Source organism: Blautia sp. AF34-10 (assembly GCF_003477865.1).
Lineage (GTDB): Bacteria > Bacillota > Clostridia > Lachnospirales > Lachnospiraceae > Fusicatenibacter > Fusicatenibacter saccharivorans.
This window is the reverse complement of the sequence record NZ_QUED01000001.1, coordinates 201,418-223,007: the sequence shown is the minus strand read 5'-3', so window position 1 is coordinate 223,007 and position 21,590 is coordinate 201,418. Positions and strand designations below refer to the sequence as shown.

The 21,590-nt window shown below is 51.4% G+C and carries 18 protein-coding genes, 3 pseudogenes and 1 other annotated feature; of the genes and pseudogenes, 10 read left to right on the top strand and 11 right to left on the bottom strand.

Annotation, left to right across the window (positions count from 1 at the left end):
* Positions 1 to 43: 43 nt before the first annotated feature.
* Positions 44 to 1,455, bottom strand: a pseudogene (locus tag DWZ60_RS01100) (aspartate ammonia-lyase).
* A gap of 318 nt (positions 1,456 to 1,773) precedes the next feature.
* On the opposite strand from DWZ60_RS01100, the pseudogene DWZ60_RS01095 reads away from it, so the two are divergent.
* The 3 genes and pseudogenes from DWZ60_RS01095 to pdxR all read left to right on the top strand — a co-directional run bounded on the left by DWZ60_RS01095 (position 1,774) and on the right by pdxR (position 5,550).
* Positions 1,774 to 2,231: pseudogene (locus DWZ60_RS01095) on the top strand (Lrp/AsnC family transcriptional regulator).
* A gap of 151 nt (positions 2,232 to 2,382) precedes the next feature.
* Positions 2,383 to 4,056: a glutamine--tRNA ligase/YqeY domain fusion protein gene (locus tag DWZ60_RS01090; RefSeq protein ID WP_022463080.1), complete on the top strand. Its 1,674-nt coding sequence runs from the start codon at positions 2,383 to 2,385 to the stop codon at positions 4,054 to 4,056.
* An 87-nt stretch (positions 4,057 to 4,143) separates the two neighbouring features.
* Positions 4,144 to 5,550, top strand: coding sequence for a MocR-like pyridoxine biosynthesis transcription factor PdxR (gene pdxR, locus DWZ60_RS01085; protein ID WP_119221134.1), 1,407 nt, complete (start codon positions 4,144 to 4,146; stop codon positions 5,548 to 5,550).
* Positions 5,551 to 5,647: 97 nt separating this feature from the next.
* Here pdxR and pepF read toward each other — a convergent pair whose 3' ends face one another.
* The 4 genes from pepF to DWZ60_RS01070 form a co-directional block, all read right to left on the bottom strand.
* On the bottom strand, positions 5,648 to 7,240 hold the full coding sequence (pepF, locus tag DWZ60_RS01080; protein WP_243038171.1) for an oligoendopeptidase F: 1,593 nt from the start codon (positions 7,238 to 7,240) through the stop codon (positions 5,648 to 5,650).
* Positions 7,241 to 7,245: 5 nt separating this feature from the next.
* A complete protein-coding gene (locus DWZ60_RS17710; protein ID WP_243038168.1) occupies positions 7,246 to 7,449 on the bottom strand; it encodes a hypothetical protein in 204 nt (67 codons plus the stop codon).
* Positions 7,450 to 7,531: 82 nt separating this feature from the next.
* Positions 7,532 to 7,903: a hypothetical protein gene (locus DWZ60_RS01075; RefSeq protein WP_117509744.1), complete on the bottom strand. Its 372-nt coding sequence runs from the start codon at positions 7,901 to 7,903 to the stop codon at positions 7,532 to 7,534.
* Positions 7,904 to 8,046: 143 nt separating this feature from the next.
* Complete coding sequence (locus DWZ60_RS01070; protein WP_119221133.1) at positions 8,047 to 8,868, bottom strand: Cof-type HAD-IIB family hydrolase; 822 nt, start codon at positions 8,866 to 8,868, stop codon at positions 8,047 to 8,049.
* 174 nt (positions 8,869 to 9,042) lie between these two features.
* On the opposite strand from DWZ60_RS01070, the gene DWZ60_RS01065 reads away from it, so the two are divergent.
* Genes DWZ60_RS01065 through DWZ60_RS01055 form a run of 3 tightly spaced genes read left to right on the top strand, consistent with a single transcriptional unit; the run spans position 9,043 to position 11,417 of the window.
* Positions 9,043 to 9,711 (top strand): HAD family hydrolase, encoded by a 669-nt coding sequence (locus DWZ60_RS01065; protein ID WP_055221324.1) that lies wholly within the window; start codon positions 9,043 to 9,045, stop codon positions 9,709 to 9,711.
* Between the two features lie 23 nt (positions 9,712 to 9,734).
* Complete coding sequence (locus tag DWZ60_RS01060; RefSeq protein WP_055221292.1) at positions 9,735 to 9,998, top strand: hypothetical protein; 264 nt, start codon at positions 9,735 to 9,737, stop codon at positions 9,996 to 9,998.
* Positions 9,999 to 10,022: 24 nt separating this feature from the next.
* Positions 10,023 to 11,417, top strand: a complete 1,395-nt coding sequence (locus DWZ60_RS01055; protein ID WP_022463087.1) for an NAD(P)/FAD-dependent oxidoreductase — start codon at positions 10,023 to 10,025, stop codon at positions 11,415 to 11,417.
* Between the two features lie 79 nt (positions 11,418 to 11,496).
* On the opposite strand, the gene DWZ60_RS01050 is transcribed toward DWZ60_RS01055, so the two are convergent.
* Complete coding sequence (locus tag DWZ60_RS01050) at positions 11,497 to 12,150, bottom strand: helix-turn-helix transcriptional regulator (protein WP_243038167.1); 654 nt, start codon at positions 12,148 to 12,150, stop codon at positions 11,497 to 11,499.
* Positions 12,144 to 12,317: a hypothetical protein gene (locus DWZ60_RS17705; RefSeq protein ID WP_243038166.1), complete on the bottom strand. Its 174-nt coding sequence runs from the start codon at positions 12,315 to 12,317 to the stop codon at positions 12,144 to 12,146. The genes DWZ60_RS01050 and DWZ60_RS17705 overlap by 7 nt, the downstream gene beginning before the upstream one ends.
* A 161-nt stretch (positions 12,318 to 12,478) precedes the next feature.
* On the opposite strand from DWZ60_RS17705, the gene DWZ60_RS01045 reads away from it, so the two are divergent.
* The gene (locus DWZ60_RS01045; RefSeq protein WP_119188591.1) at positions 12,479 to 14,494 is read left to right on the top strand and encodes a beta-galactosidase; all 2,016 of its coding nucleotides are present in this window, start codon (positions 12,479 to 12,481) and stop codon (positions 14,492 to 14,494) included.
* A gap of 104 nt (positions 14,495 to 14,598) precedes the next feature.
* Here DWZ60_RS01045 and DWZ60_RS01040 read toward each other — a convergent pair whose 3' ends face one another.
* On the bottom strand, positions 14,599 to 15,720 hold the full coding sequence (locus DWZ60_RS01040) for a phosphotransferase enzyme family protein (protein WP_119188590.1): 1,122 nt from the start codon (positions 15,718 to 15,720) through the stop codon (positions 14,599 to 14,601).
* Between the two features lie 144 nt (positions 15,721 to 15,864).
* Positions 15,865 to 16,140 (top strand) — a binding site (T-box leader).
* A gap of 71 nt (positions 16,141 to 16,211) precedes the next feature.
* On the opposite strand from DWZ60_RS01040, the gene ilvB reads away from it, so the two are divergent.
* The 3 genes from ilvB to DWZ60_RS17400 are packed head-to-tail and all read left to right on the top strand — an operon-like array spanning position 16,212 to position 18,674.
* On the top strand, positions 16,212 to 17,930 hold the full coding sequence (gene ilvB / locus DWZ60_RS01035; protein ID WP_117509739.1) for a biosynthetic-type acetolactate synthase large subunit: 1,719 nt from the start codon (positions 16,212 to 16,214) through the stop codon (positions 17,928 to 17,930).
* Between the two features lie 12 nt (positions 17,931 to 17,942).
* Complete coding sequence (gene ilvN / locus DWZ60_RS01030; RefSeq protein ID WP_022463092.1) at positions 17,943 to 18,452, top strand: acetolactate synthase small subunit; 510 nt, start codon at positions 17,943 to 17,945, stop codon at positions 18,450 to 18,452.
* 18 nt (positions 18,453 to 18,470) lie between these two features.
* Positions 18,471 to 18,674 carry a hypothetical protein gene (locus DWZ60_RS17400; RefSeq protein WP_199669392.1) on the top strand — a complete coding sequence of 68 codons (204 nt, stop codon included), beginning with the start codon at positions 18,471 to 18,473 and terminating at the stop codon, positions 18,672 to 18,674.
* Between the two features lie 126 nt (positions 18,675 to 18,800).
* Here DWZ60_RS17400 and DWZ60_RS01020 read toward each other — a convergent pair whose 3' ends face one another.
* The 3 genes and pseudogenes from DWZ60_RS01020 to DWZ60_RS01010 form a co-directional block, all read right to left on the bottom strand.
* Positions 18,801 to 19,493 (bottom strand): LrgB family protein, encoded by a 693-nt coding sequence (locus DWZ60_RS01020; RefSeq protein WP_055267500.1) that lies wholly within the window; start codon positions 19,491 to 19,493, stop codon positions 18,801 to 18,803.
* Complete coding sequence (locus DWZ60_RS01015; RefSeq protein WP_117804340.1) at positions 19,490 to 19,861, bottom strand: CidA/LrgA family protein; 372 nt, start codon at positions 19,859 to 19,861, stop codon at positions 19,490 to 19,492. The genes DWZ60_RS01020 and DWZ60_RS01015 overlap by 4 nt, the downstream gene beginning before the upstream one ends.
* A 223-nt stretch (positions 19,862 to 20,084) precedes the next feature.
* Positions 20,085 to 21,409: pseudogene (locus DWZ60_RS01010) on the bottom strand (Na+/H+ antiporter NhaC family protein).
* Positions 21,410 to 21,590: the final 181 nt, after the last annotated feature.

The following is a 21,590-nucleotide window of genomic DNA, read 5'->3' as shown; positions in this document are numbered from 1 at the left end:
TTGCGTATCATTAAGAAATTATGAAGGAAAGCAGCAGTTACATTCAGCCAGCCAGATCGTCTTCTGCCGGCAGTTCCGGTCCGGTCAGAGCGTACGGATCGAGAATGTCGTCGAGCTGTTTCTGTGTCAGCAGTTCGTCTTTCAGAACCAGAGAAGTAACACTCTCGCCCGTCTTCAGCGATTTCTTTGCAATCGAGGCCGCTTTCTGGTATCCGATATACGGGCAGAGCGCCGTTGTGATGCCGACACTCTTCGAAACGAGATCCTCGCACCGTTTCTCATTTGCGGTAATGCCGAGAATACAGTTCTTCACAAGCGTATTCACAGCGCCTGTCATCGAGGTGATGGAAGAGAACAGGGAGTAGAAGACAACCGGTTCAAACGCGTTCAACTCCATCTGCCAGCCTCAGCCGCCATCGTGATTGTGGTGTCGTTTCCGATGACATGGAAGGCAACCTGTGTCACAACCTCCGGGATAACCGGGTTGATCTTGCCCGGCATAATCGAGGATCCGTTCTGCATCGGCGGCAGGTTGATCTCGCCGAATCCGGTCCGCGGTCCGCTGGACAGCAGGCGCAGGTCGTTGCACATCTTGGAGAGGTTGACGGCGCAGGTCTTTAACGTGTTGGAGATCGTCACAAATCCGTCGAGGTTCTCCGTCGCGTCAAACAGATCGTCCGCCTGCATCAGCGGATAGCCTGTCACAGCAGCGAGGGTCGGCACGATGTGGTGGAGATAGTAATCGGAAGCATTGATCGTCGTACCGATGGCTGTTCCGCCGAGGTTCAGGGTGAACAGCTCTTTTCTGGCGCATTCGATCCGGCGGATATCACGCTCGATCATCGTTGCGTAAGCGTGGAAGCTCTGGCCGAGACGCATCGGAACGGCGTCCTCAAGCTGGGTTCTTCCCATCTTTAAAATGTGGTCAAATTCCTGGGACTTATCGAGCAGTGCTGCGTGGAGTGACTCGAGCGCATGCAGAAGATCCGGGAGCAGATCGAGTACGGTCAGTTTTCCTGCACTTGGGATAACGTCGTTTGTGGACTGTGCCATGTTGACGTGGTCATTCGGGTGGACAATGGTATAATCACCCTTGGTGCCGCCCAGGATTTCGATGGCGCGGTTTGCGATGACTTCGTTTGCGTTCATATTAGCACTCGTTCCGGCGCCGCCCTGGATGCCGTCAACGATGAACTGGTCTTTTAATTTGCCGGCAATGATTTCATCACAGGCATAGATAATGGCAGCCGCTTTTTCCTCCGGCAGTCTCTGTGCTTCGCGGTTGGAGATGGCAGCTGCCTTTTTAATTTTCGCCAGATTCTGGATCATGACCGGGTGGATCGACGTTCCCGTGATGGGAAAATTCCGTTTTGCCCGCAGGGACTGTACCCCGTAGTAGGCGTCGGATGGGACTTCAAGGGAACCAATGGAATCTGCTTCAATTCTTGTCTTCATAATAATCTCCTTCTTTCTGCACGCATTGAGTTGTGTATATTGTCTGAAACAATTCTTGCTTTGCCTTTCGATACCGGAAGAATAACACCAGGCAGAAATTTGTAAATACCGCCGCCGAAGAACTGTGGAATCTTATTTATTTTTGTATTTGATTTTAAATACCAAGGGAAAGAGGCACTTTTACTTATTTTTCGAAAGCAGTTTCCGCGAGGACACGTTTTCGTAGACAAAAAACGGCGAACGTGATATGCTGAACAGTATAAAAGTGAAAAAACAGGAGAGCAGCGTATGAAACATGAAAAAAGCAATAACGATGCGATGCGCCATGAGCTCGATCACATCGATGCAAAAATCTTGAATCTCCTTCGGGAAAATGCCAGGATGCCGCTGAAAGAAATCGCGGAACACGTATTTTTATCCTCCCCGGCAGTTTCCGCCAGAATTGAGCGGCTGGAGAAGGAAGGCTACATTACAGGATATCAGGTCAAATTAAATCCGGCGCTTTTGGGATATCCGATCAAAGCGTTCATCAACTCGAGGTTGAGCCGGTTCAGAAAAAAGAATTTTATCCCTATATTGAAAAGGTCCACAATGTCGTGGAATGTAATTGCGTTACCGGTGATTACTCCATGCTCATTGAGGGCCTTTTTGTTAGCACCATTGAGCTCGACCAGTTTATCGGCGAGCTGCAGCATTTTGGACGGACGCGGACGCAGATCGTGTTCTCGACCTCCGTGGAGCACCGCCAGGTGACCGCACACGAGGCAGAAGAATAGGCACCGGTCCGCTCCGGCGGCTTTGTGTACCGAAAAAAATGCTTTGCAGGAGAATGCTTTTGTGTTATAGTGATAGAATACACAGAGCATTTTGCGCCCTTTTCGGGACAGTGCTCCAAACGAAAAGATTCGAGGGAGGCCTGACCTTATTATGGAAGAAAAAGAAGTTGTTTCCAAAAATTTTATCGAGCTTGCGATTGACAAAGATCTGGCAGAGGGCGTTTACGACCATGTATGCACACGATTCCCGCCGGAGCCAAACGGCTATCTTCATATCGGACATGCAAAATCCATCCTGTTAAACTACGGTTTATCACAGGAGTACAACGGAGAGTTCCACATGCGTTTCGATGATACAAACCCGACGAAAGAGAAAACCGAGTTTGTTGATTCCATCAAAGCCGATATCCAGTGGCTTGGTGCAGACTGGAAAGATCATCTGTACTACGCATCCGATTATTTCCCACAGATGTATGAGGCAGCCGTAAAACTGATCAAAAAAGGAAAAGCATTCGTCTGCGATCTGTCCGCAGAGGAGATCCGTGAGTACCGCGGAACCTTAACCGAGCCTGGAAAAGAGAGCCCGTACCGCAATCGTTCCGTGGAGGAAAACCTGGACCTGTTCGAGCGCATGAAAAACGGCGAATTCGAGGACGGAAGCAAAGTACTCCGTGCGAAAATCGATATGGCATCACCGAACATCAACATGAGAGACCCGGTTATCTACCGTGTAGCCCATATGCATCACCACAGAACCGGCGATACCTGGTGCATCTACCCGATGTACGACTTCGCGCATCCGATCGAGGACGCCATCGAAGGCATTACCCATTCTATCTGTACGCTGGAGTTTGAGGACCACCGTCCGCTGTACGACTGGGTTGTACGCGAGCTGGAATATCCGATGCCGCCGCGCCAGATTGAGTTTGCAAAGCTGTATCTGACCAACGTGGTTACCGGAAAACGTTACATCAAAAAGCTGGTAGAGGACGGCGTGGTAGACGGCTGGGATGACCCGCGTCTCGTATCCATCGCAGCACTCCGCCGCAGAGGCTTTACACCGGAGTCCATCAAGAAATTCGTAGATCTGTGCGGTGTATCAAAAGCAAACAGCTCCGTTGACTATGCGATGCTGGAGTACTGCATCCGCGAGGATCTGAAGCTGAAAAAAGCCCGTACCATGGCAGTCTTAAATCCGGTGAAACTTGTCATCGACAACTATCCGGAAGACCAGATTGAGATGCTGGAAGTACAGAATAACCTCGAGAATCCGGAGCTTGGCAGCCGTCAGGTACCGTTCGGAAGAGAACTGTACATCGAGCGCGAAGACTTCATGGAGGAGCCGGTCCGCAAATACTTCCGTATGTTCCCGGGCAATGAAGTCCGCCTGATGAACGCATACTTCGTCACCTGCACCGGATGCGAGAAAGACGAGAACGGAAATATTACCGTAATCCATGGAACGTACGATCCGGAGTCCAAGGGAGGAAATTCCCCGGACGGAAGAAAAGTAAAAGGAACAATCCACTGGGTAGCAGCAAAGACCGCCGTCAAAGCAGAGTGCCGTCTGTACGAAAACCTGATCGACGAGGAGAAGGGCGTTTACAACGAGGATGGTTCCATGAACCTGAATCCGAATTCCCTGACCGTATTAAAAGAGTGCTATCTGGAGCCGTCTTTAAAAGATGCGAAAGCATATGACAGCTTCCAGTTTGTCAGAAACGGATTCTTCTGTGTAGACGCAAAAGATTCCAAAGAGGATGCGCTGGTGTTCAACCGTATCGTATCCCTGAAGAGCTCTTTCAAGCTGCCGGCAGCGAAATAAATAAGAATTTTGAAATGGAACAGAGCAGCCGCCTGGATGAAACCGACATCCCAAGCGGCTGTTCTTTTTGTCAGGGGAGATGGGAAGATGAATGAATTGACGATTTCGCTGGATCCGCATCGGAAGACACCGCTCTATGAGCAGATCTACGGTTTTATCCGCGAGGAAATCCGCGGCGGACGGATCCGTGCAGGGGAGCGGCTGCCGTCGGCGCGGGCGCTTTCGGGCTATCTGTCGGTGAGCCGGAGTACCGTGGATCTGGCGTATGAGCAGCTGGTATCCGAAGGGTATCTGGAGAGTGTGCCGTGCAAAGGCTACTTTGTCTGTGAGATTGAGGGGCTGTACCGCCTCGATGAAAAGAAAGAGGAGACAAAAGAGGATGATGCCGCGGAACAGATGCCGTTCCGCTACGATTTTGCCGTGACCGGTACGGCGCCGGGCGGATTTCCGCAGAACAGCTGGAAGAAGATCTCGAAAGAAGTCCTGCTGGACGCAGATGACAGCCTGTTCCAGATCGGGGATGCGAAGGGCGAGCACGGTCTTCGGGAGGCAATCCGCGACTATCTGCACCACGCACGCGGCGTGAACTGCCGCACGGAGCAGATCATCGTCGGAGCGGGAAATGATTATCTGCTGATGCTGCTTTCGGTGATCTTAGGGCGTGGCCATAAAGTGGCGATGGAAAATCCGACCTACATCAGTGCCTACCGCTGTTTTGTGAAGCTCGGCTATGCGATGTGTACGATTTCGATGGACGAAGCGGGCATGCGGCCGGCGGAGCTGGAAAAAAGCGGGGCGGATCTGGCGTACATCATGCCGTCGCACCAGTTCCCGATGGGCATGGTCATGCCGATGAAGCGGCGGATGCAGCTCCTTGCGTGGGCATCGAGGGAAAGTGGGCGGTATCTGATTGAGGATGATTATGACAGTGAATTCCGCTACAAGGGCCGCCCGATCCCGGCACTGCAGGGCAATGACACAGAGGGAAAAGTGATCTATCTTGGAACGTTTTCGCGGGCGATTGCGCCGTCCATCCGCATCAGCTACATGGTGCTGCCGAAGACGCTGCTGCCTGCCTACGAGGAGAACGGAAGATGCTTTTCCGCGACAGTTTCGAAGACGGACCAGAAGATTCTGGAAGAGTTTATGCGGAGCGGCGCGTTCGAGCGCCATCTGAACCGGATGCGTGCACAGTATAAAGGGAAACACGACCTGCTGATCCGGCTTCTGAAGGAGTTTGGGCGGGAGTACACGGTGTCCGGCGAGAATGCGGGCGTCCATGTGCTGGTCCACCTGCCGAGAGGACTCTCCGAAGCGGAGGCGGTGCAGCGGGCAAAAGAGGATGGCGTGCGCGTGTACGGGCTGGAACGGTACTGCATCGGCGCTGCCGCAGATCCCGCACAGGGCGGCACAGTGCTGCTTGGGTACGCCGGGCTTTCTGAGGAGGAGATTGCAGAGGCAGCTGCGATTCTGAAAAAGTGCTGGAATGCGTGAAAAAAGATATGAAAAAAACGGATTGCTTCGCCAGTAACAAAAACTGACGGAACAATCCGTTTTTACTGTTTGATAGAGAGTTACAATGCGGACAGGATCAGCAGCCCAGCTCTTCGGTCAGCTCGCAGATCTCATCGATGATCGATCCAATCGTCTCGATCGTATCGAGAAGCGGTGCATCCGTCGAGATATCAACGCCGGCCATTTTTGCCAGCTCTTCCGGTGTCTTCGTGCTTCCGGCGGTCAGTACCTTTTTCCAGTCATCGACAGCGGTCTGGCCTTCGGTTTCGATGCGCTTGCAGACCTGTGTGGCAACGGTCAGTCCGGCGCTGTAGGTGTAGGAGTAAAGTCCCATATAGTAATGCGGCTGGCGCATCCAGGTGAGCGCTGCGTCATCGGAAATTTCCACATCATCGCCCCAGAACTTCTGCAGGGTCTCTTTCATAATGCTGCTTAACGTCTCAGCCTGTACGCTGTCGCCGGCATCGATGAGCTTGTAAACTTCGCGCTGGTAAGCAGCCTCCATCAGATGGGTGACGAAGTTATGATAATATGTGTTGCTGATCATACAGCTTAAAACCCAGCGGCGGAACCGTTTGTCCGGGGTCGTTTTCAGCAGATAATGAGCCATAAGAAGCTCGTTCATGGTAGACGGCGCCTCGACAAAATAAGAGGAAACCTCGGTATCGAGAATCGCCTGTGCGCCGTTGCAGAGACGGAAATGGCCGGCGTGGCCGAGTTCATGCGCCAGCGTGAAAACATCTGCCATGCGGTTATTCCAGCTTAAGAGAATAAAGGAACCTTTTCCGTACGGGCTGGCACAGAAGCCGCCGGTGGATTTTCCCTGGTTCTGTGCAAAGTCAACCCAGCGTTTTTTGTATGCCTCCTGAATCATGGAAACGTAATCATCACCGAGAATGGCAAGGCCTTTTTCGATGTACTGTTTTGATTCCTCGATCGTGACAGACGGATCGTACTCCGGGTCGACGGCGATTTTCAGATCGGCGAAGGTCATGCGGTCAAGGTTGTGAACCTTTTTCAACAGGCGGGCATATTTGCGCATATGCGGAGCCAGGCGGGTGGTGATGAGATCGATCTGGCGGTTGTACAGCTCACGGCTGACCTGCTGCGGGAACAGCAGAGAATCGATGACGGAATCGAAGCCGCGCAGCGTGGCCATGGTCTTTTCTGTCTGCAGCTGGGCATTGTAAGCAGCTGCCGTTACATTTTCGTACTGTCTGATTTTTGCAGAAAAGGCGGAGAATGCACTGCGGCGGATATCGGTGTCTTTTTCGTACTCGTAATTATCCTCAAACAGGGAGTAGCCGAGCGGATATTCTTTTCCGTTTACGGTGAAAGAATCAAATTTCATATCGGCAAGCTTTGCCATGTTGTAGATCTGGTACGGAGCCGAGAAGGTCTGGGACAGAGCGGAAATGGCACGCTCGGTTTCCGGGCTCAGGCGGTGTGCCTTGTTGCGGAGAATCTCGGCGAGATAGCAGCGGTTCGTATCTGACTGCTGCATGGCCTCGTTCAAAACATCCTCGGACTGTTCGGAAAGCTCGCTCTCGATAAAGGTGAGACGGCTGAAAATCTCAGAGATCAGGCTGTTGATGCGGTCGTTGCGCGTCTGGTTTGCACTGTTGTAATAGTCGACAGAGACGGCGAGATCGCAGTAGTTGGCGGTCAGTGTGATCAGACGGTAGACTCCTGGTAATCGTCGAGGCAGTGGTTGATCGTGGCTGCATCGGTGAGGTTTCCTTTGTAGGATGCTTCCATAGAAAGACTTAATTCTTTCATTTTCTGCGCATCAGCCAGCATGGCCTCCTCGGTTGTATAAATTAAAGACAGGTCCCAGGTAAGTTCTACAGGAACGTCATCGCGTTTTGCAAGTTCCATAACAATCTCCTTTCCATAAAAAAGGGGAGGTTTCCCTCCCCAGGAATTACTTCCTTATGTTTCTATATTCTGTTTTTGGGTTTTATTCTGCGGTTACTTCGCTTTCTTCCTGTGGAGAAACTTCACGATCCGCACAGCTTTCTTTTTCAGCGTCTTCTTCTTCGGACTCTGCGGTTTCGCTTTCAGCTTCTGTATCAGCTGTTTCGGAACCTTTATTGCAAGCTGCAGATTCCGGATCCGGTGCAGCATCCTCCGCACCTTTCGTTTTCGGAAGGGTCGTATAAGTACGTTCAGCAGGAGCAGGCTCTTCCTCTTCAAATTCGTCTTTAAAATCGTCAAAATCTGTTTCAAGATCTGCTTTTCCTTTCCGGATAAAATAGACTGCCGCACCGCAGGCTGCGCCGACAGCGGCAGAAGCCAGAGTAAGCAGAATACGTTTTGATTTTCGTGACATCTCGATTCAAGTCTCCTTTCAAATGCCGTCCTTTGAAACTATTGTAATACAGTTTCAACAAAAAAGAAAGTAAAATCTTACAGAATTCGGAAAAAGTGCCAAAGAAAACAAGAAAAAGAAGGTTTCCTGACACAGAAACAGAATCAGGCAAGGATAAACTTACGAAGAATCTCCGCCACGCCGCTGTGATTGCAGTCGTTTTCCGTGATATAATCGGCACTCGCCTTTACGGCATCGGTCGCATTTTTCATGGCGGCACCGACGGCAGCGGCCTCGATCATCGAAATATCATTTTCCTGATCTCCGGCAGCCACGGTGTTGGCAAGCGGAATCTGAAGAAGCTCGCAGAGTTTTTTCACGGCATGGCCCTTGGAAACGTGTTCCGGGACATGCTCGAGGTAATGCGGGCTGGAGTAGAACATCGAAATTTTTCCTTTTGCCCACGGCTCCATGGCAGCGCGGTAAGCGTCCATTTTTGCACGGTCGTGGAGATCAATCACGATCATCTTGCATGGTTCCTCGGCGAGGTGCTCCGGCAGAAGCGGATCTTCCACGACGGGAATGTGGATTGCCTGTGTGTAAACGCGCGTTTCCTCGCCTGCATGGCGGCAGAGAAGGGAGGTGTCGGAGTAGGTGTGGCAGTAGAGGCCTGCCTCCTGCGTTTTTTCAAAGATCACGCGTGCATATTCGAGCGGAATCGTGCGGCGGTACAGCGTTTTCTTTGCCGCGCAGTCGTAAATCAGTCCGCCGTTGAATGCGATGGCATAGCAGCCTTCGCGGTCTAGTCCGAGCTCTTTTAAGATCGGCAGAAAGCCGGAGAGCGGGCGGTCGGTGTTGAACACAATTTTGTGGCCGGCAGCAAGTGCCTCTGAAATGGCATCCATGTTTTCTTTTGTCACCTGCTTTTCGGAATTCAGCAGGGTATCATCCATATCGGTAAAAAATATTTTCACAGTCTGATTCATATTCTCTTTTTTTCCTTTCCAAGAATCTGAAAAACAGTTTCATTTTAGCATAAAGTGCCGGAAAAGAAAATATGGTTGCGCAGGGAAAAAATACAGGATATAATGATTGCGGACAAGAAGAGAGAGAAGAAAGAAAATCGAAGAACAAAAGAGACAAAGAAGGGAAGTCAGAATATGATAAAAGCTTGTATCTTTGACCTGGACGGTACCATCGCAGACACTGTAGAGTCGATTGCGCACGCAGTCAACCGCGTTCTGGAACATTTTGGACTTGTGCCGCGCCCGGTAGAAGCCTTCAACTTTTACGCCGGAGACGGTTTCGATCTGGCAGTGGAGCGCGCTTTAAAAGACGCCGGAGATGCAGAGCTCAACTATCTGCAGGAGGGCATCCGCCTTGGCCGCGCGTGGTTCAACGAGGACCCGCTGTATCACGTAAAACCGTATCCTAATATGCGGGAAACCCTGACCGCGCTGCGGGAAGAAGTTCCGATTGCCGTATGTTCCAACAAGCCGCACGAGGCGGCCATCCACGTCGTGGAGAGCGTGTACGGACCGGGCTTTTTCAACCGGATTCAGGGGCAGACCGCAGAAATCCCGAGAAAGCCGTCTCCGATCGGTGCGCTCGCGATTGCAGACGCACTCGGCGCCAGACCGGAAGAGTGCCTGTACTTTGGCGATACCAATACGGATATGCAGACCGGAAACGCCGCAGGCATGTTTACCGTTGGTGTGACGTGGGGATTCCGCCCGCGCCAGGAGCTGATCGACAACCATGCGATGGAGCTGCTCGACCGGCCGGAGGAAATCTTAACGCTTTTTCACAGAAAGAATCAGGAAAAATAAAACGAACAGAGGAGAAAACCAGAATGGGAGAATATACTGAAGAATGCATCAACACATTTTTAATGAATCAGGGCCAGTTATTCGACGAGCCGGTGGCTGAAAATTACGATGAGGCAGAGGCCTTTCTGGAGGACTGCCTTGCAGTCGTTGCCGACAATCTGGACGACGTGCGCGCCTACATGGAAGAAGAGGGCATGGACGTGGAAGAAATGTCGGATGCAGAATTAGAAGAGCAGAGCGAAGTCTTTGCCCTGCCGGACGGCCAGTATCTGATCGTGATGGGATAAAAAACGAGAGGAAATTAAAAAAGAATGAAATATGATGTCATTATTATCGGCGCAGGCCCGTCAGGTATTTTCTGTGCCTATGAACTGCTGAAAGAAAAACCGGATCTGAAGGTGCTGATGATCGAAAAAGGACGTTCGATCGAGAGCCGTCAGTGTCCAAAGAGAAAAACGAAAAAATGCGTGAACTGCAAACCGTGCTCGATTACAACGGGATTTGCCGGAGCAGGCGCATTCTCCGACGGAAAGCTTTCTCTTTCCCCGGATGTCGGTGGAAATCTGCCGGAGATTTTAGGATATGAAAAGACGGTTGAGCTGATCCATGAGTCCGACCAGATCTATCTGGATTTCGGCGCAGACAAGAATGTTTACGGTGTCGATAAAGAAAAAGAGATCCGTGAGATCCGCCGCAGAGCGATCAACGCCAACCTGAAGCTGATCGAATGTCCAATCCGCCATCTCGGAACTGAGGAGGGCTACAAGATTTACAGCCGCCTCGAGGATCACTTAAAAGAGATCGGCGTGGAAATGAAATTCAACACGATGGTCAATGATATTACGATCGAGGACGGCCGTGCGACAGCTGTAACACTTGAGGACGGAACGGTTTACGAGGCAGATGAGATTGTCTCCGCAGTAGGCCGCGAGGGAGCCGACTGGTTCTCACATATCTGCAACGGCCACGGCATCGAGACCGAGGTCGGAACCGTCGATATCGGTGTCCGCGTGGAAGTCCGCGACGAGGTCATGGAGTTCCTGAACAAGAACCTGTACGAGGCAAAACTCGTTTACTATACCCCGACTTTTGACGACAAAGTGCGTACCTTCTGTACGAACCCGTCCGGTGAGGTGGCAACTGAGTATTATGAAAACGGTCTGGCAGTTGTAAACGGTCACGCCTACAAATCCCAGGAGTTCAAGACAAACAACACGAACTTTGCCCTCCTGGTATCCAAGAACTTTACGAAACCATTTAAAACCCCGATCGAGTACGGCAAACAGATCGCACAGCTTTCCAACATGCTCTGCGACGGCAAGATCCTCGTTCAGACGTACGGCGATTTCAAACGCGGAAGAAGAACGACAGAAGAGCGTCTCTGCCGCAATAACCTGATCCCGACCTTAAAAGATGCCGTTCCGGGCGACCTTTCCCTGGTATTCCCGCACCGTATCATGGTCGACATTGCCGAGATGATCGAAGCCCTCGACAAAGTAACACCGGGTATCGCCAGCGATGAGACACTGCTGTACGGCGTAGAAGTCAAATTCTATTCCAACAAAGTTGTCGTAGACAAAGACTTCTGCACCAGCGTCAAAGGTCTCCGCGCCATCGGCGACGGCGCATCCGTAACCCGCGGCCTCCAGCAGGCAAGCGCAAACGGACTGTCGGTTGCGAGAAGCATTCTGAAAAGCATGAAATAAGAGAGAACGAAAAAAGATCCTTCGTCTGTGAAATGAGACGGAGGATCTTTTTTTGTGCCGGAAAGAGGGGTGTTTCAGATTATATGCCGTACAGCTTCCGGAACTGCTTCGGCGTTGTCCCGGTCTGCTGGCGGAAAACCGAGATAAAGTAGCTGACATCGCGGTAGCCGCAGAGGGCGGCGATGCCGTCGAGCGTAGTGTAGGGACGGCTGATGAGAAGCTCCTTGGCGCGGCTGATGCGCAGAACGCTGATGTACGAGCGGACAGAGCTGCCGACAAAACGCTGGAACAGGCGTGTCAGATACTGCGGCGTGATATGGAGCTGTTCCGCGAGATCATCCACATTGAGCGGGTCGGAAAGATGACTTTCGATTTCCTGCATTGCCGGGCGGACATACTGGAGATACAGCGGATGCTCCGTCCGGGAAAGGCCGGTGCGGAGCTGGGAAAGGCGTGTCAGGAACTCAAAGCATCCGACGGAGAGCGCAGCATCGTCGATGTCATTTTTCAGAAAATGTGAGTCGATTATGCGGTCAATCCATTCCTGAAACCACGCGCCCTCTGAGGCCGGAACGAAAAGATACGGCGAGACGGCACAGATTTTATAGAGATCATCGGAGAGCTTTCCGTCAAAGGTCAGAAAGGATGTAAACCACATCCCGCTGCCGTCGTTTTCGCGGTATTCATGCGGCACATGCGGAGCAATCAGAACACCGTCACCTGGTTTCAGCAAAAGTTTCTGGCCTCGAGGGTCAGCAGCCCTTCGCCGCGTTCCGTCTGGATCCAGTGATATAAGGGGAATCCGTTCGGGCGCACAACGGGCTCCTGCAGCCAGCGGTTGCCGATGCTGTCAGCGGAGAGGGAAAAATCGGAGGCGGATGGTTTAAAGAAAATAGGCATAACAGTCAGTTCCTTTCTGAAAGAAAAGTCTAAAATAAGATTCCAGAATGAGTTTCGAAAATTCATACTTTTTAGACAAGCATATCATACTTTTCTCACAAAGACCAGTATATAATAGAGCCATCAAAACGAGATATCCAAACACAGGAGGAATCAAAAAAATGCAGCCAAAATTCAAAAAAATGTTATACGGAGGAGACTACAACCCAAACCAGTGGCCAAAAGAGATCTGGGATGAGGATATGAAACTTTTCCATCAGGCCGGCATCAACAGCACCACGATCAACGTATTTTCCTGGGCAAAAATCCAGCCGTCCGAGAATGAGTACGACTTTACAGAGCTCGACGAGATCGTAGACACCCTGACAAAAGAGGACGTCCAGATCGTCATGGCAACATCCACCGGCGCACTCCCGGCATGGATGGTACACCGTTATCCGGAAGTGGCAAGAACCGATTTCGAAGGACGCCATCACAAATTCGGTCATCGCCACAATGCCTGCCCGAACAGCCCGGTTTTCCAGAAATATGCAAAACGCCTGGCAGAAAAACTGGCAGAGCGTTACGGCGACAACAAAAACATCGTCTGCTGGCACATCAGCAATGAGTACGGCGGCGAGTGCTACTGCGAGAACTGTGCAAAAGCGTTCCGCGTATGGCTGAAAGACAAATACAAAACACTCGATGAAGTCAACAAGGCATGGAACATGGAGTTCTGGGGCCACACCATCTACGACTGGGACGAGATTGTACCGCCGAACGATCTGGGAGACGGAATGCCATGGGGAAGCGGCACTGCATTTGCAGGAATGTCCCTCGACTACATGCGTTTCAACTCCGACGGCATGCTGAACAACTACAAAATGGAGCGTGACGCGATTCGCAAATACGACAAAGAAACACCGATCACCACAAACCTGATGGGAACGTACAAAGGTCTCGACTACTTCAAGTGGGCAAAAGAAATGGATATCGTATCCTGGGACAACTACCCGAGCTACAATACACCATGGAGCCACGTAGCTATGACCCACGACCTGATGCGCGGCCTCAAAGACGCACCGTTCATGCTGATGGAGCAGACTCCGAGCCAGCAGAACTGGCAGCCGTACAACTCCTTAAAGAAACCGGGCCAGATGCGCGCACAGAGCTATCAGACCGTTGCACACGGCGCAGACACGATTCAGTTCTTCCAGCTGAGAAGAAGCGTCGGCGGATGCGAGAAATTCCATGGTGCTGTTATCGCACACGCAGGAACCGCAGATACCCGTGTCTTCCGTGAGGTAACCCAGCTCGGAAAAGAACTGGAGAAAATCGGAAGCCGTGTGATGGGCTCCGAGAACCACGCAAAAGTCGGCATCATCTTCGACTGGGAAAACTACTGGGCACTGGAGTACACCAGCGGACCGAACCGCGATTTACGTTACGTAGACCAGATCGAGCAGATGTACAATTACTTCTATAACAAGAACATCGCTGTCGATATGATCCCGATCGACGCGGACTTCTCCAAATATGACCTCGTTGCAGCACCGGTTCTCTACATGGTAAAAGACGGTGTGGCAGAGAGCCTGGAGGCTTATGTACAGGCAGGCGGAACCCTCATCACCACCTACATGAGCGGTATCGTCGGACAGTCGGACAACGTTCATCTCGGCGGATACCCGGGACCGCTCAGAAAAATGGCAGGCGTATGGGTAGAAGAGATCGACGCTCTTGCACCGGAGCAGAGAAACAAGATCCGTTTCGCAGACGGAACCGAGGAAGAGTGCCGTCTCGTATGTGACCTGATGCACCTCGAAGGAGCTGAAGAAATCGCACAGTATGAGAGCGATTTCTATGCAGGCATGACTGCTGTTGCAAAAAATCAGTTCGGAAAAGGAACCGTATATTATGTCGGAACCGACCTTTCTGAGAGCGGCCTTGCAAAAGTTCTTGCTATGGCAGCAGACAGCGCAGCCATCCAGCCGGTGATTGGAGAAGCAACAGCACTCGAGATCACAAAACGCCAGGCAGACGGCGAGGATCTGTACTTTATCATCAACTTCAAAGATGAGGAGATTCCGCTTCCGGCAGTCTTCGACGGAAAAGAAGATATCCTGACCGGCGAGAAAGTACAGGGCGGTGAGATGCTGAAGAAATACGATCTGCGGATTGTCAGCGTTCCGAGAGCATAATATAAAACATATTGTATAGTAGAAAGATAACAAAAAAGACACAGCAGGAGGCAGAAAGATACTTCCAGCTGTGTCTTTTTGATGCTGTGAATTTATGCGGGTGCTTAGTGGGAAAACGAAGCCCGTGCGACGATGTTCTCCATCTCGCCCCATTTCTCCTCCATATCCGCTACAAGCGCGATCTGTGTCCGCGCCCGTACGAGGTTGTGCTCCGGGTAAGCGGTTTTGAAGTAGGTATCGCCCATCAGGTAATCGGCGAGAAAACGGATGCCGCATTCGAGGGTCATTAATTTTGCACCCATCGGCAGCATTTCGACTTCCGCGCGGGTCAAAGAGCCTGCGCAGCCGGCGAGAAAGCCCTTTGTATAGCTCTCAAAGAGAGGAAGGGAAAGAGACACCTTCGAGACATCCTGTTCGTCCTCAGCGGCCGTATTCGCGCCGAAGCGGATCGAATCGCCGAAGTCAAAGATCGACAGTCCCGGCATGATTGTGTCTAGGTCGATGACGCAGATGCCCTCGCCGGTTTTGTCATCAATCATAATGTTGTTCAGCTTCGTATCGTTGTGCGTTACGCGGAGCGGCAGCTCGCCCGAGGCCTTCATGCGCTCGGCTACGCCGTAATCGTCTGCGTGGTCGAGGAAAAACGCCATCTCATCCGAAACGTTTTTCAGCCGTCCTTTCGGATCCGCCTGCGCCGCCTGTAAAAGCGCCTGGTAGCGGAGCGGTGTGTTGTGGAAATCCGGGATCGTCTCGAAAAGAGAGGCGGACGGAAAATCGGAGAGCATCTGCTGGAAGCGGCCGAAAGCATTACCGGTCTCGTAAAACAGCTTTGGATCTGTCACGGCATCATAGCAGGACGCATCGGAAATAAAGAGAAATGCGCGCCAGAATTCTCCGCGCTCATCGACGAAAAACCAGGCATCGTCTGTCGTCGGAATCAGGTTCAGCGTCTCGTGGAATGGATCTCCTCCTGCGGCTGTGATTTTTTTCCGCAGAAATGATGTTACCTGTGCAATATTCTGCATCAGCTCCGTTGGATTGTGGAAAACGGTGCGGTTCATGCGCTGCAGAATCGATTTGCGGAGGACGCCGTTTTCGGTGGAGCGCACCAGAAACGTATCGTTGATATGGCCGTTCCCGTGCGGCGTCCAGTCTGTAATCGTTCCCGGGAAAGCAAATGCGTGGACAATGGAAGAGAGTTCTTCCTGTGTGTATGTAATCATCATGGGTATAAACTCCTTATTTTAATTAGACAAACCTGATTAAGTAAAGCACACGCAGGGCGAAAAGTCAAGAAAAGGGCGCGAAACGATTGACAACGAGCGGCATTTCTGACTATAATAGACAGTAATTTAAGAAAAAACAAAACCTAAAATGCAGTGACAGGGAGGAGTACCTGGCGGCGCAAAGCAAAGAGAGGAGATGGCTGGTGAGAATCTCCGTGAGCGTGCCTGCGGAAGTAGCCCTCGAGCAGTGGACTGAACAGAAAAAGCGGACAGCAATGTTTTCCAAGTAGGCTCCAACGTAGTTCCCACGTTACCGGGATGCCGTATCGGATGAAAAAAGTTAAATCCTGTACGGAATGAGCAGAAGTGTATTCTTCTGGAATTCAGGTGGTACCGTGGATGGAAACATTCTCCCTGAACGTAAGGCACAGAAAAGGTGTTTTATGTTCGGGGATTTTTTATGCAGCAAATTTAGAACAGGAGGTTTTCATATGAAACAGATTACAGGAAACAAACTTCTGGTAAAGGCTCTGAAGGAGGAGGGTGTTGAGTATCTCTTCGGTTATCCGGGAGCCTGCACCATTGACATCAGCGATGAGCTTTACAAACAGGATGAAATCAAAATCGTTCTGCCGCGCCACGAGCAGGCGCTGGTGCATGAGGCGGATGCCTATGCGAGAACGACAGGAAAAGTCGGCGTATGCCTCGTTACCAGCGGCCCTGGTGCAACCAACCTGGTCACCGGTCTTGCAACGGCAAACTACGACAGCGTTCCGCTTGTCTGCTTCACCGGACAGGTAGCCCGCCACCTCATCGGAAACGATGCATTCCAGGAGGTTGATATTGTCGGCATCACCCGCAGCATCACGAAATACGGCGTGACGGTAAGAAACCGTGAAGATCTCGGACGCATCATCAAAGAAGCCTTTTACATCGCCCGCACCGGAAAACCGGGCCCGGTGCTCATTGATCTTCCAAAAGATGTCATGGCAGAGCTCGGCAGCGCAGAGTATCCGAAGAACGTCAACATCCGCGGCTACAAACCGAACACCAGCGTACACATCGGCCAGTTAAAACGTGCGCTGAAAATGCTCGCAAAAGCAAAACGCCCGCTGTTTCTTGCCGGAGGCGGCGTCAACATCGCACATGCGCAGGAAGTGTTCCGCGAAGTGGTCGAGAAAACACAGGTGCCGGTTGTCACAACCGTTATGGGACGCGGCGCGATCTCCACGAAACACCCGCTGTTCATCGGAAACCTTGGCATGCACGGCGCGTATGCGGCGAATATGGCAGTCAGCGAGTGCGATCTGCTGTTCTCGATCGGAACACGTTTCAATGACCGTATCACCGGAAAGCTGCATGAATTTGCCCCGCACGCGCAGATTGTCCACATCGACATCGACACAGCTTCGATCTCCCGAAACATCCACGTCGATATTCCGATCGTAGCCGATGCAAAAGAGGCGATCACGAAGATAGCAGAGTACGTAGAGCCATGCTCCACATCGAAATGGCTTGCCCAGATTGATGCCTGGAAGAACGAGCATCCGCTGACGATGCGCCCGAACGGCGTGATGGGACCGCTCGATATTTTCAACGCGATCAACGAGCAGTTTGACGATGCGATTATCGTCACCGACGTCGGACAGCACCAGATGCTGACAAGTCAGTACGTCGACATTACCGAAAACCGCCAGATCATCATGTCCGGCGGCCTTGGAACGATGGGATACGGCCTTCCGGGCGCGATCGGAGCAAAAATCGGCAACCCGGACAAACCGGTCATCGCGATTTCCGGTGACGGCGGTATGCAGATGAATATTCAGGAGCTGGCAACTGCCGTTCTCGAGGAGCTGCCGGTCATCCTGTGTATCTTCAATAATGAATACCTCGGCATGGTACGCCAGTGGCAGAAGCTGTTTTACGGCAAACGGTACAGCATGACAAACCTGCGCGCCGGTGCACTTTCCCGCAGAACAGACGGAGAAGAGTACCCGGAATACACGCCGAATTTTATCAAATTGGCTGAGAGTTACGGCGCAAAAGGCATCCGCGTCATGAAGAAAGAGGATATCGCCGCAGCGTTTGAAGAGGCGAAGAAAAACACCAAGACTCCGACGATCATCGAATTTATCATCGATCCGGAGGAGATGGTTTACCCGATGATCAAGCCGGGCGGAACGCTCGAAGATATGATTATGGACTGTTAGGAGGAGAGCGCGATGAATAAGGGAATGAAAAAAAGATGGATTTCACTGTACGTAGAAAACCAGGTTGGTGTCCTTTCCAAGATTTCCGGGCTTTTTTCCGCAAAAAGCTATAACTTGGACAGCCTGACCGTCGGAACGACCGAGGACCCGACCGTATCGCGTATGACGATCGCCACGGTCAGTGACGATGAGACGTTTGAGCAGATCAAAAAACAGCTGAACCGCATGGTCGAGGTCATCAAAGTCATCGACTTCACCGACGTGTTTGTGCGCATGAAAGAGATTCTGTATATCAAGGTATTCAACTGCAGCGCAGCTGACAAAGTCGAGCTGTTCCAGATCGCTGAGACGTTTAAGGCGAAGGTCATCGACTACGGAAAAGACAGCCTGCTGCTCGAGTTTGTCCAGACGGCGACGAAAAACGATGCAGTTGTGAAGCTGATGAAAGAGGAATTCGGCAAGATCGAAGTCGTGCGCGGCGGAAGCGTCGGTATCGAGTCGATCAATGTGATGGAGCGGTAAAAGAGAGGACGTTTTTGCGTGAACGAAAAGAGTATTACCACAATTACGTTAAAAAAGATTAATAAGAAAAGTGTGTATCAGTACATCTATGAGCACCGCCAGACGGCGAAGCAGCAGATTGTGCAGGATCTGACGATGGGGCTTTCGATGCACAGCGGAACGCTCGAGCATATCTGCATCGACCCGGAAGGGCCGGAGTGCTACTGCGCTTCTTTTCATTGAAGAGTTTCTGCAGTCGGAATTTTAATTTTTAGTTATAGAATTTCAGGGATAGAAAATCCGGGAACGGAAAGTTTTACATTGCTTTCCATTCCCGGATTTTTTTCTGTTTTTTATCAGTGTTCGTTTTTAGATAAACATCGCATAAATCGACGCTCCGACCACAGTCAGAATACCTGCAACTGCAATCGAAAGGCTGCTCATCGCGCCCTCGACATCGCCCATCTCCATGGCCTTCGCCGTACCGATCGCATGGGAGGCCGATCCGATACTGATGCCCTTTGCAATCGGCTCCTCAATGTGAAACAGCTTGCAGAGCGTCTCCGCCAGCATATTTCCCAGCACACCCGTGATGATGATAACGGCAACCGTGATCGTCACCGCACCGCCGAGCTCTTCCGAAACACCCATGCCGATGGCCGTTGTGATGGATTTCGGCAGCAGTGTTACATACATTTTATGATTCAGATTGAAGATCAGCGCCAGCGCGAGAACCACGGTAAGGCTCGTCAGCACGCCGGAGAGAATACCGGCGAGGATGGCTTTGATATTCTTTTTCAATGCCTCCATCTGCTCATACAGCGGAATCGCAAGGCAGACCGTTGCAGGAGTCAGCAGATAGCTCAAGTATTTTGCACCGTCATTATAATTCTGATAATCGATATCGAAAACAGCAAGGAATACAATGACGACTGCAATGGAAATCAGCAGCGGATTGAAAATCGGAAGCCCAAATTTTTTCTTTAACAGCATGCCGAGCTCATACGCCAGAAGGCTGATGACAACGCCGAAAAATGCAGATTCACAGAGCATATTTGTCATTTTGCGTCCCCTCCTTTGTGTTTCTTTTCCAGCCGGATGACCGCCTGTGTCACGCGTCCGGACACAATCATAACGACGATGGTGCTGACGAGCGTAATCACGAGAACCGGAACGAGAACGGCTTTTAATTCACCCCAGGATTCCATCAGGCCGACGCCCGCCGGAATGAACATGACCGGCATGATCTCAATCATAAACTTGCCTGCGTCCTCGACGGCATCAAGTTTTAATGCCCCCGTCATCAGAAGCGCCAGCATCAGCACAAGGCCGTAGATACTTGCCGGAATCGGAAGCGGCAGCACGGCGTGCAGGATTTCTCCGACGAACGAAACCGCCATAATTACAAGGAACTGTCTTAATAATTTCACTTTGTCTGTTGTCCTTTCTCCCCATAACCCACATAACATCATTACTTCTCAATGTCACGACCCCGATTATACTACCCGCATAAAAGAATTTCAACCGTAAATGTTACTGCAATTTTGGTGATTTTTGTAAAAAAAAGCAAAAAAATGCCCGCCGATCAAACGAAAAAGTGAAATCGGTGGGCATTTTAACATAATTTTTTGAGTTGATCCGATACGGAACTTTTTAAGCATTGCTTTCGGCATTTTTCCGATCCGGCAGAACGAAGATAAAGATCAGCGAACTGACAAGCAGCATGCCCGGATAGAAGAGGTTTGCCATGATTTCAAAGGCGGAGAGCTCATATCCCAGTTCATGCACCGCGGAAATCGCCACGAGCATCTGTGCGCCGTACGGCAGGATGCCCTGTGAGATGCAGGAGAAGGTATCGAGGAGCGATGCCGTTTTCCGTGGGGTGATGCCGTAGTCCTCGGACATCTGCTTTGCGATCGGGTTTGCCATGACGATCGCGACGGTGTTGTTTGCGGTCGCAATGTCGAGCAGCGCGACGAGAATGCCGACACCGAGCTGGCCGCCCTTTTTTCCGCGGAAGATTTTGTGAATGGCACGAAGCAGGACAGTAAAGCCGCCGTTTTCCCGGATCAGCGCGCACATCGCAGCGACAAGAATCGCAACCATACATGTCTCAAACATACCCGAAGTGCCGCTTCCCATGCTGGAGAGCATATCCAAGAGCGTCGTCTGTCCCGTACCGAGCATGATAACGGCACCGGAAGCAATACCGATAAGGAGTACGACAAACACCTGAATGCCCGCGATGCCGCCGATCAGCACGAGCAGGTACGGAACCATCTGCAGCAGATGGTATTCGTGGACGACCGGTGTGCCCGGCGCCTGTCGGAAGGAGATTACAAGGATCAGCGCCAGCGCGGCAAGAGCAGCCGGGAGAGCGATCCAGAAGTTTTCACGGAACTTGTCTTTCATCTCGCAGCCCTGTCCGTTGCAGGCGGCGATTGTCGTGTCGGAGATGAAGGAGAGGTTGTCGCCGAACATGGATCCGCCCATGACGGAGGCGACGCAGAGCGCCAGCGAAAAGCCGGAGGTCTCGGCAACAGCAGCGGCGATCGGCACGAGAAGCGTGATCGTTCCGACGGAGGTTCCCATGGCCGTGGAGACGAAGCAGGCAACGACAAAGAGCACAGCGACGGCATACTTTGCCGGAATCCAGGAGAGCATGAAATAGGCAATGCTCTCTGCACTGCTCCTTCCGACAACGCCGACAAACGTGCCTGCGGCGAGGAAGATCAGCAGCATTGTGATGATGTTTTTGTCCCCGATGCCCTGTCCCATGAGGGCGAGCTTTTCTTCAAACGGGACACTGCGTTCTGCAGACAGGCGACGAGGATCGCTACCAGAAACGCGACGACGATGGGGATGTTGTAGAAGCCCATCGGAATTTTTAAAATATACTCGGAATAAATGCCGAGCCCCAGATAAAACACCAGAAAAACGGCGATCGGGAGCAGGGCGGATGGCTTTCCTTTTTTCATAGAAATAAATACCAGACCTTTCGTGTGATTTTCCTTATTTTTCAATAGGGCGAATAGAATTATTCTATCATCTGGATCAGAAATCGTAAAGTAAAAAAGCAGGAAAAAACACGCCGGACATCTGGTAAATTCCAGAAATCCGGCGTGTTTTATAAGAGGTGCGTTTTGCTGTGCCTGTGCT

Bases quoted from the DNA above. Each gene is read 5' to 3' on its own strand.
- pdxR (WP_119221134.1), top strand. From the start codon at position 4,144: ATGAATGAATTGACGATTTCGCTGGATCCGCATCGGAAGACACCGCTC.
- DWZ60_RS01055 (WP_022463087.1), top strand. From the start codon at position 10,023: ATGAAATATGATGTCATTATTATCGGCGCAGGCCCGTCAGGTATTTTC.
- DWZ60_RS01090 (WP_022463080.1), top strand. From the start codon at position 2,383: ATGGAAGAAAAAGAAGTTGTTTCCAAAAATTTTATCGAGCTTGCGATT.
- DWZ60_RS17705 (WP_243038166.1), bottom strand. From the start codon at position 12,317: ATGCCTATTTTCTTTAAACCATCCGCCTCCGATTTTTCCCTCTCCGCT.
- DWZ60_RS01040 (WP_119188590.1), bottom strand. From the start codon at position 15,720: ATGATGATTACATACACACAGGAAGAACTCTCTTCCATTGTCCACGCA.
- DWZ60_RS01065 (WP_055221324.1), top strand. From the start codon at position 9,043: ATGATAAAAGCTTGTATCTTTGACCTGGACGGTACCATCGCAGACACT.
- DWZ60_RS01060 (WP_055221292.1), top strand. From the start codon at position 9,735: ATGGGAGAATATACTGAAGAATGCATCAACACATTTTTAATGAATCAG.
- DWZ60_RS01075 (WP_117509744.1), bottom strand. From the start codon at position 7,903: ATGTCACGAAAATCAAAACGTATTCTGCTTACTCTGGCTTCTGCCGCT.
- DWZ60_RS17710 (WP_243038168.1), bottom strand. From the start codon at position 7,449: ATGGAACTTGCAAAACGCGATGACGTTCCTGTAGAACTTACCTGGGAC.
- DWZ60_RS01045 (WP_119188591.1), top strand. From the start codon at position 12,479: ATGCAGCCAAAATTCAAAAAAATGTTATACGGAGGAGACTACAACCCA.
- DWZ60_RS01070 (WP_119221133.1), bottom strand. From the start codon at position 8,868: ATGAATCAGACTGTGAAAATATTTTTTACCGATATGGATGATACCCTG.
- ilvB (WP_117509739.1), top strand. From the start codon at position 16,212: ATGAAACAGATTACAGGAAACAAACTTCTGGTAAAGGCTCTGAAGGAG.
- ilvN (WP_022463092.1), top strand. From the start codon at position 17,943: ATGAATAAGGGAATGAAAAAAAGATGGATTTCACTGTACGTAGAAAAC.
- DWZ60_RS01020 (WP_055267500.1), bottom strand. From the start codon at position 19,493: ATGACAAATATGCTCTGTGAATCTGCATTTTTCGGCGTTGTCATCAGC.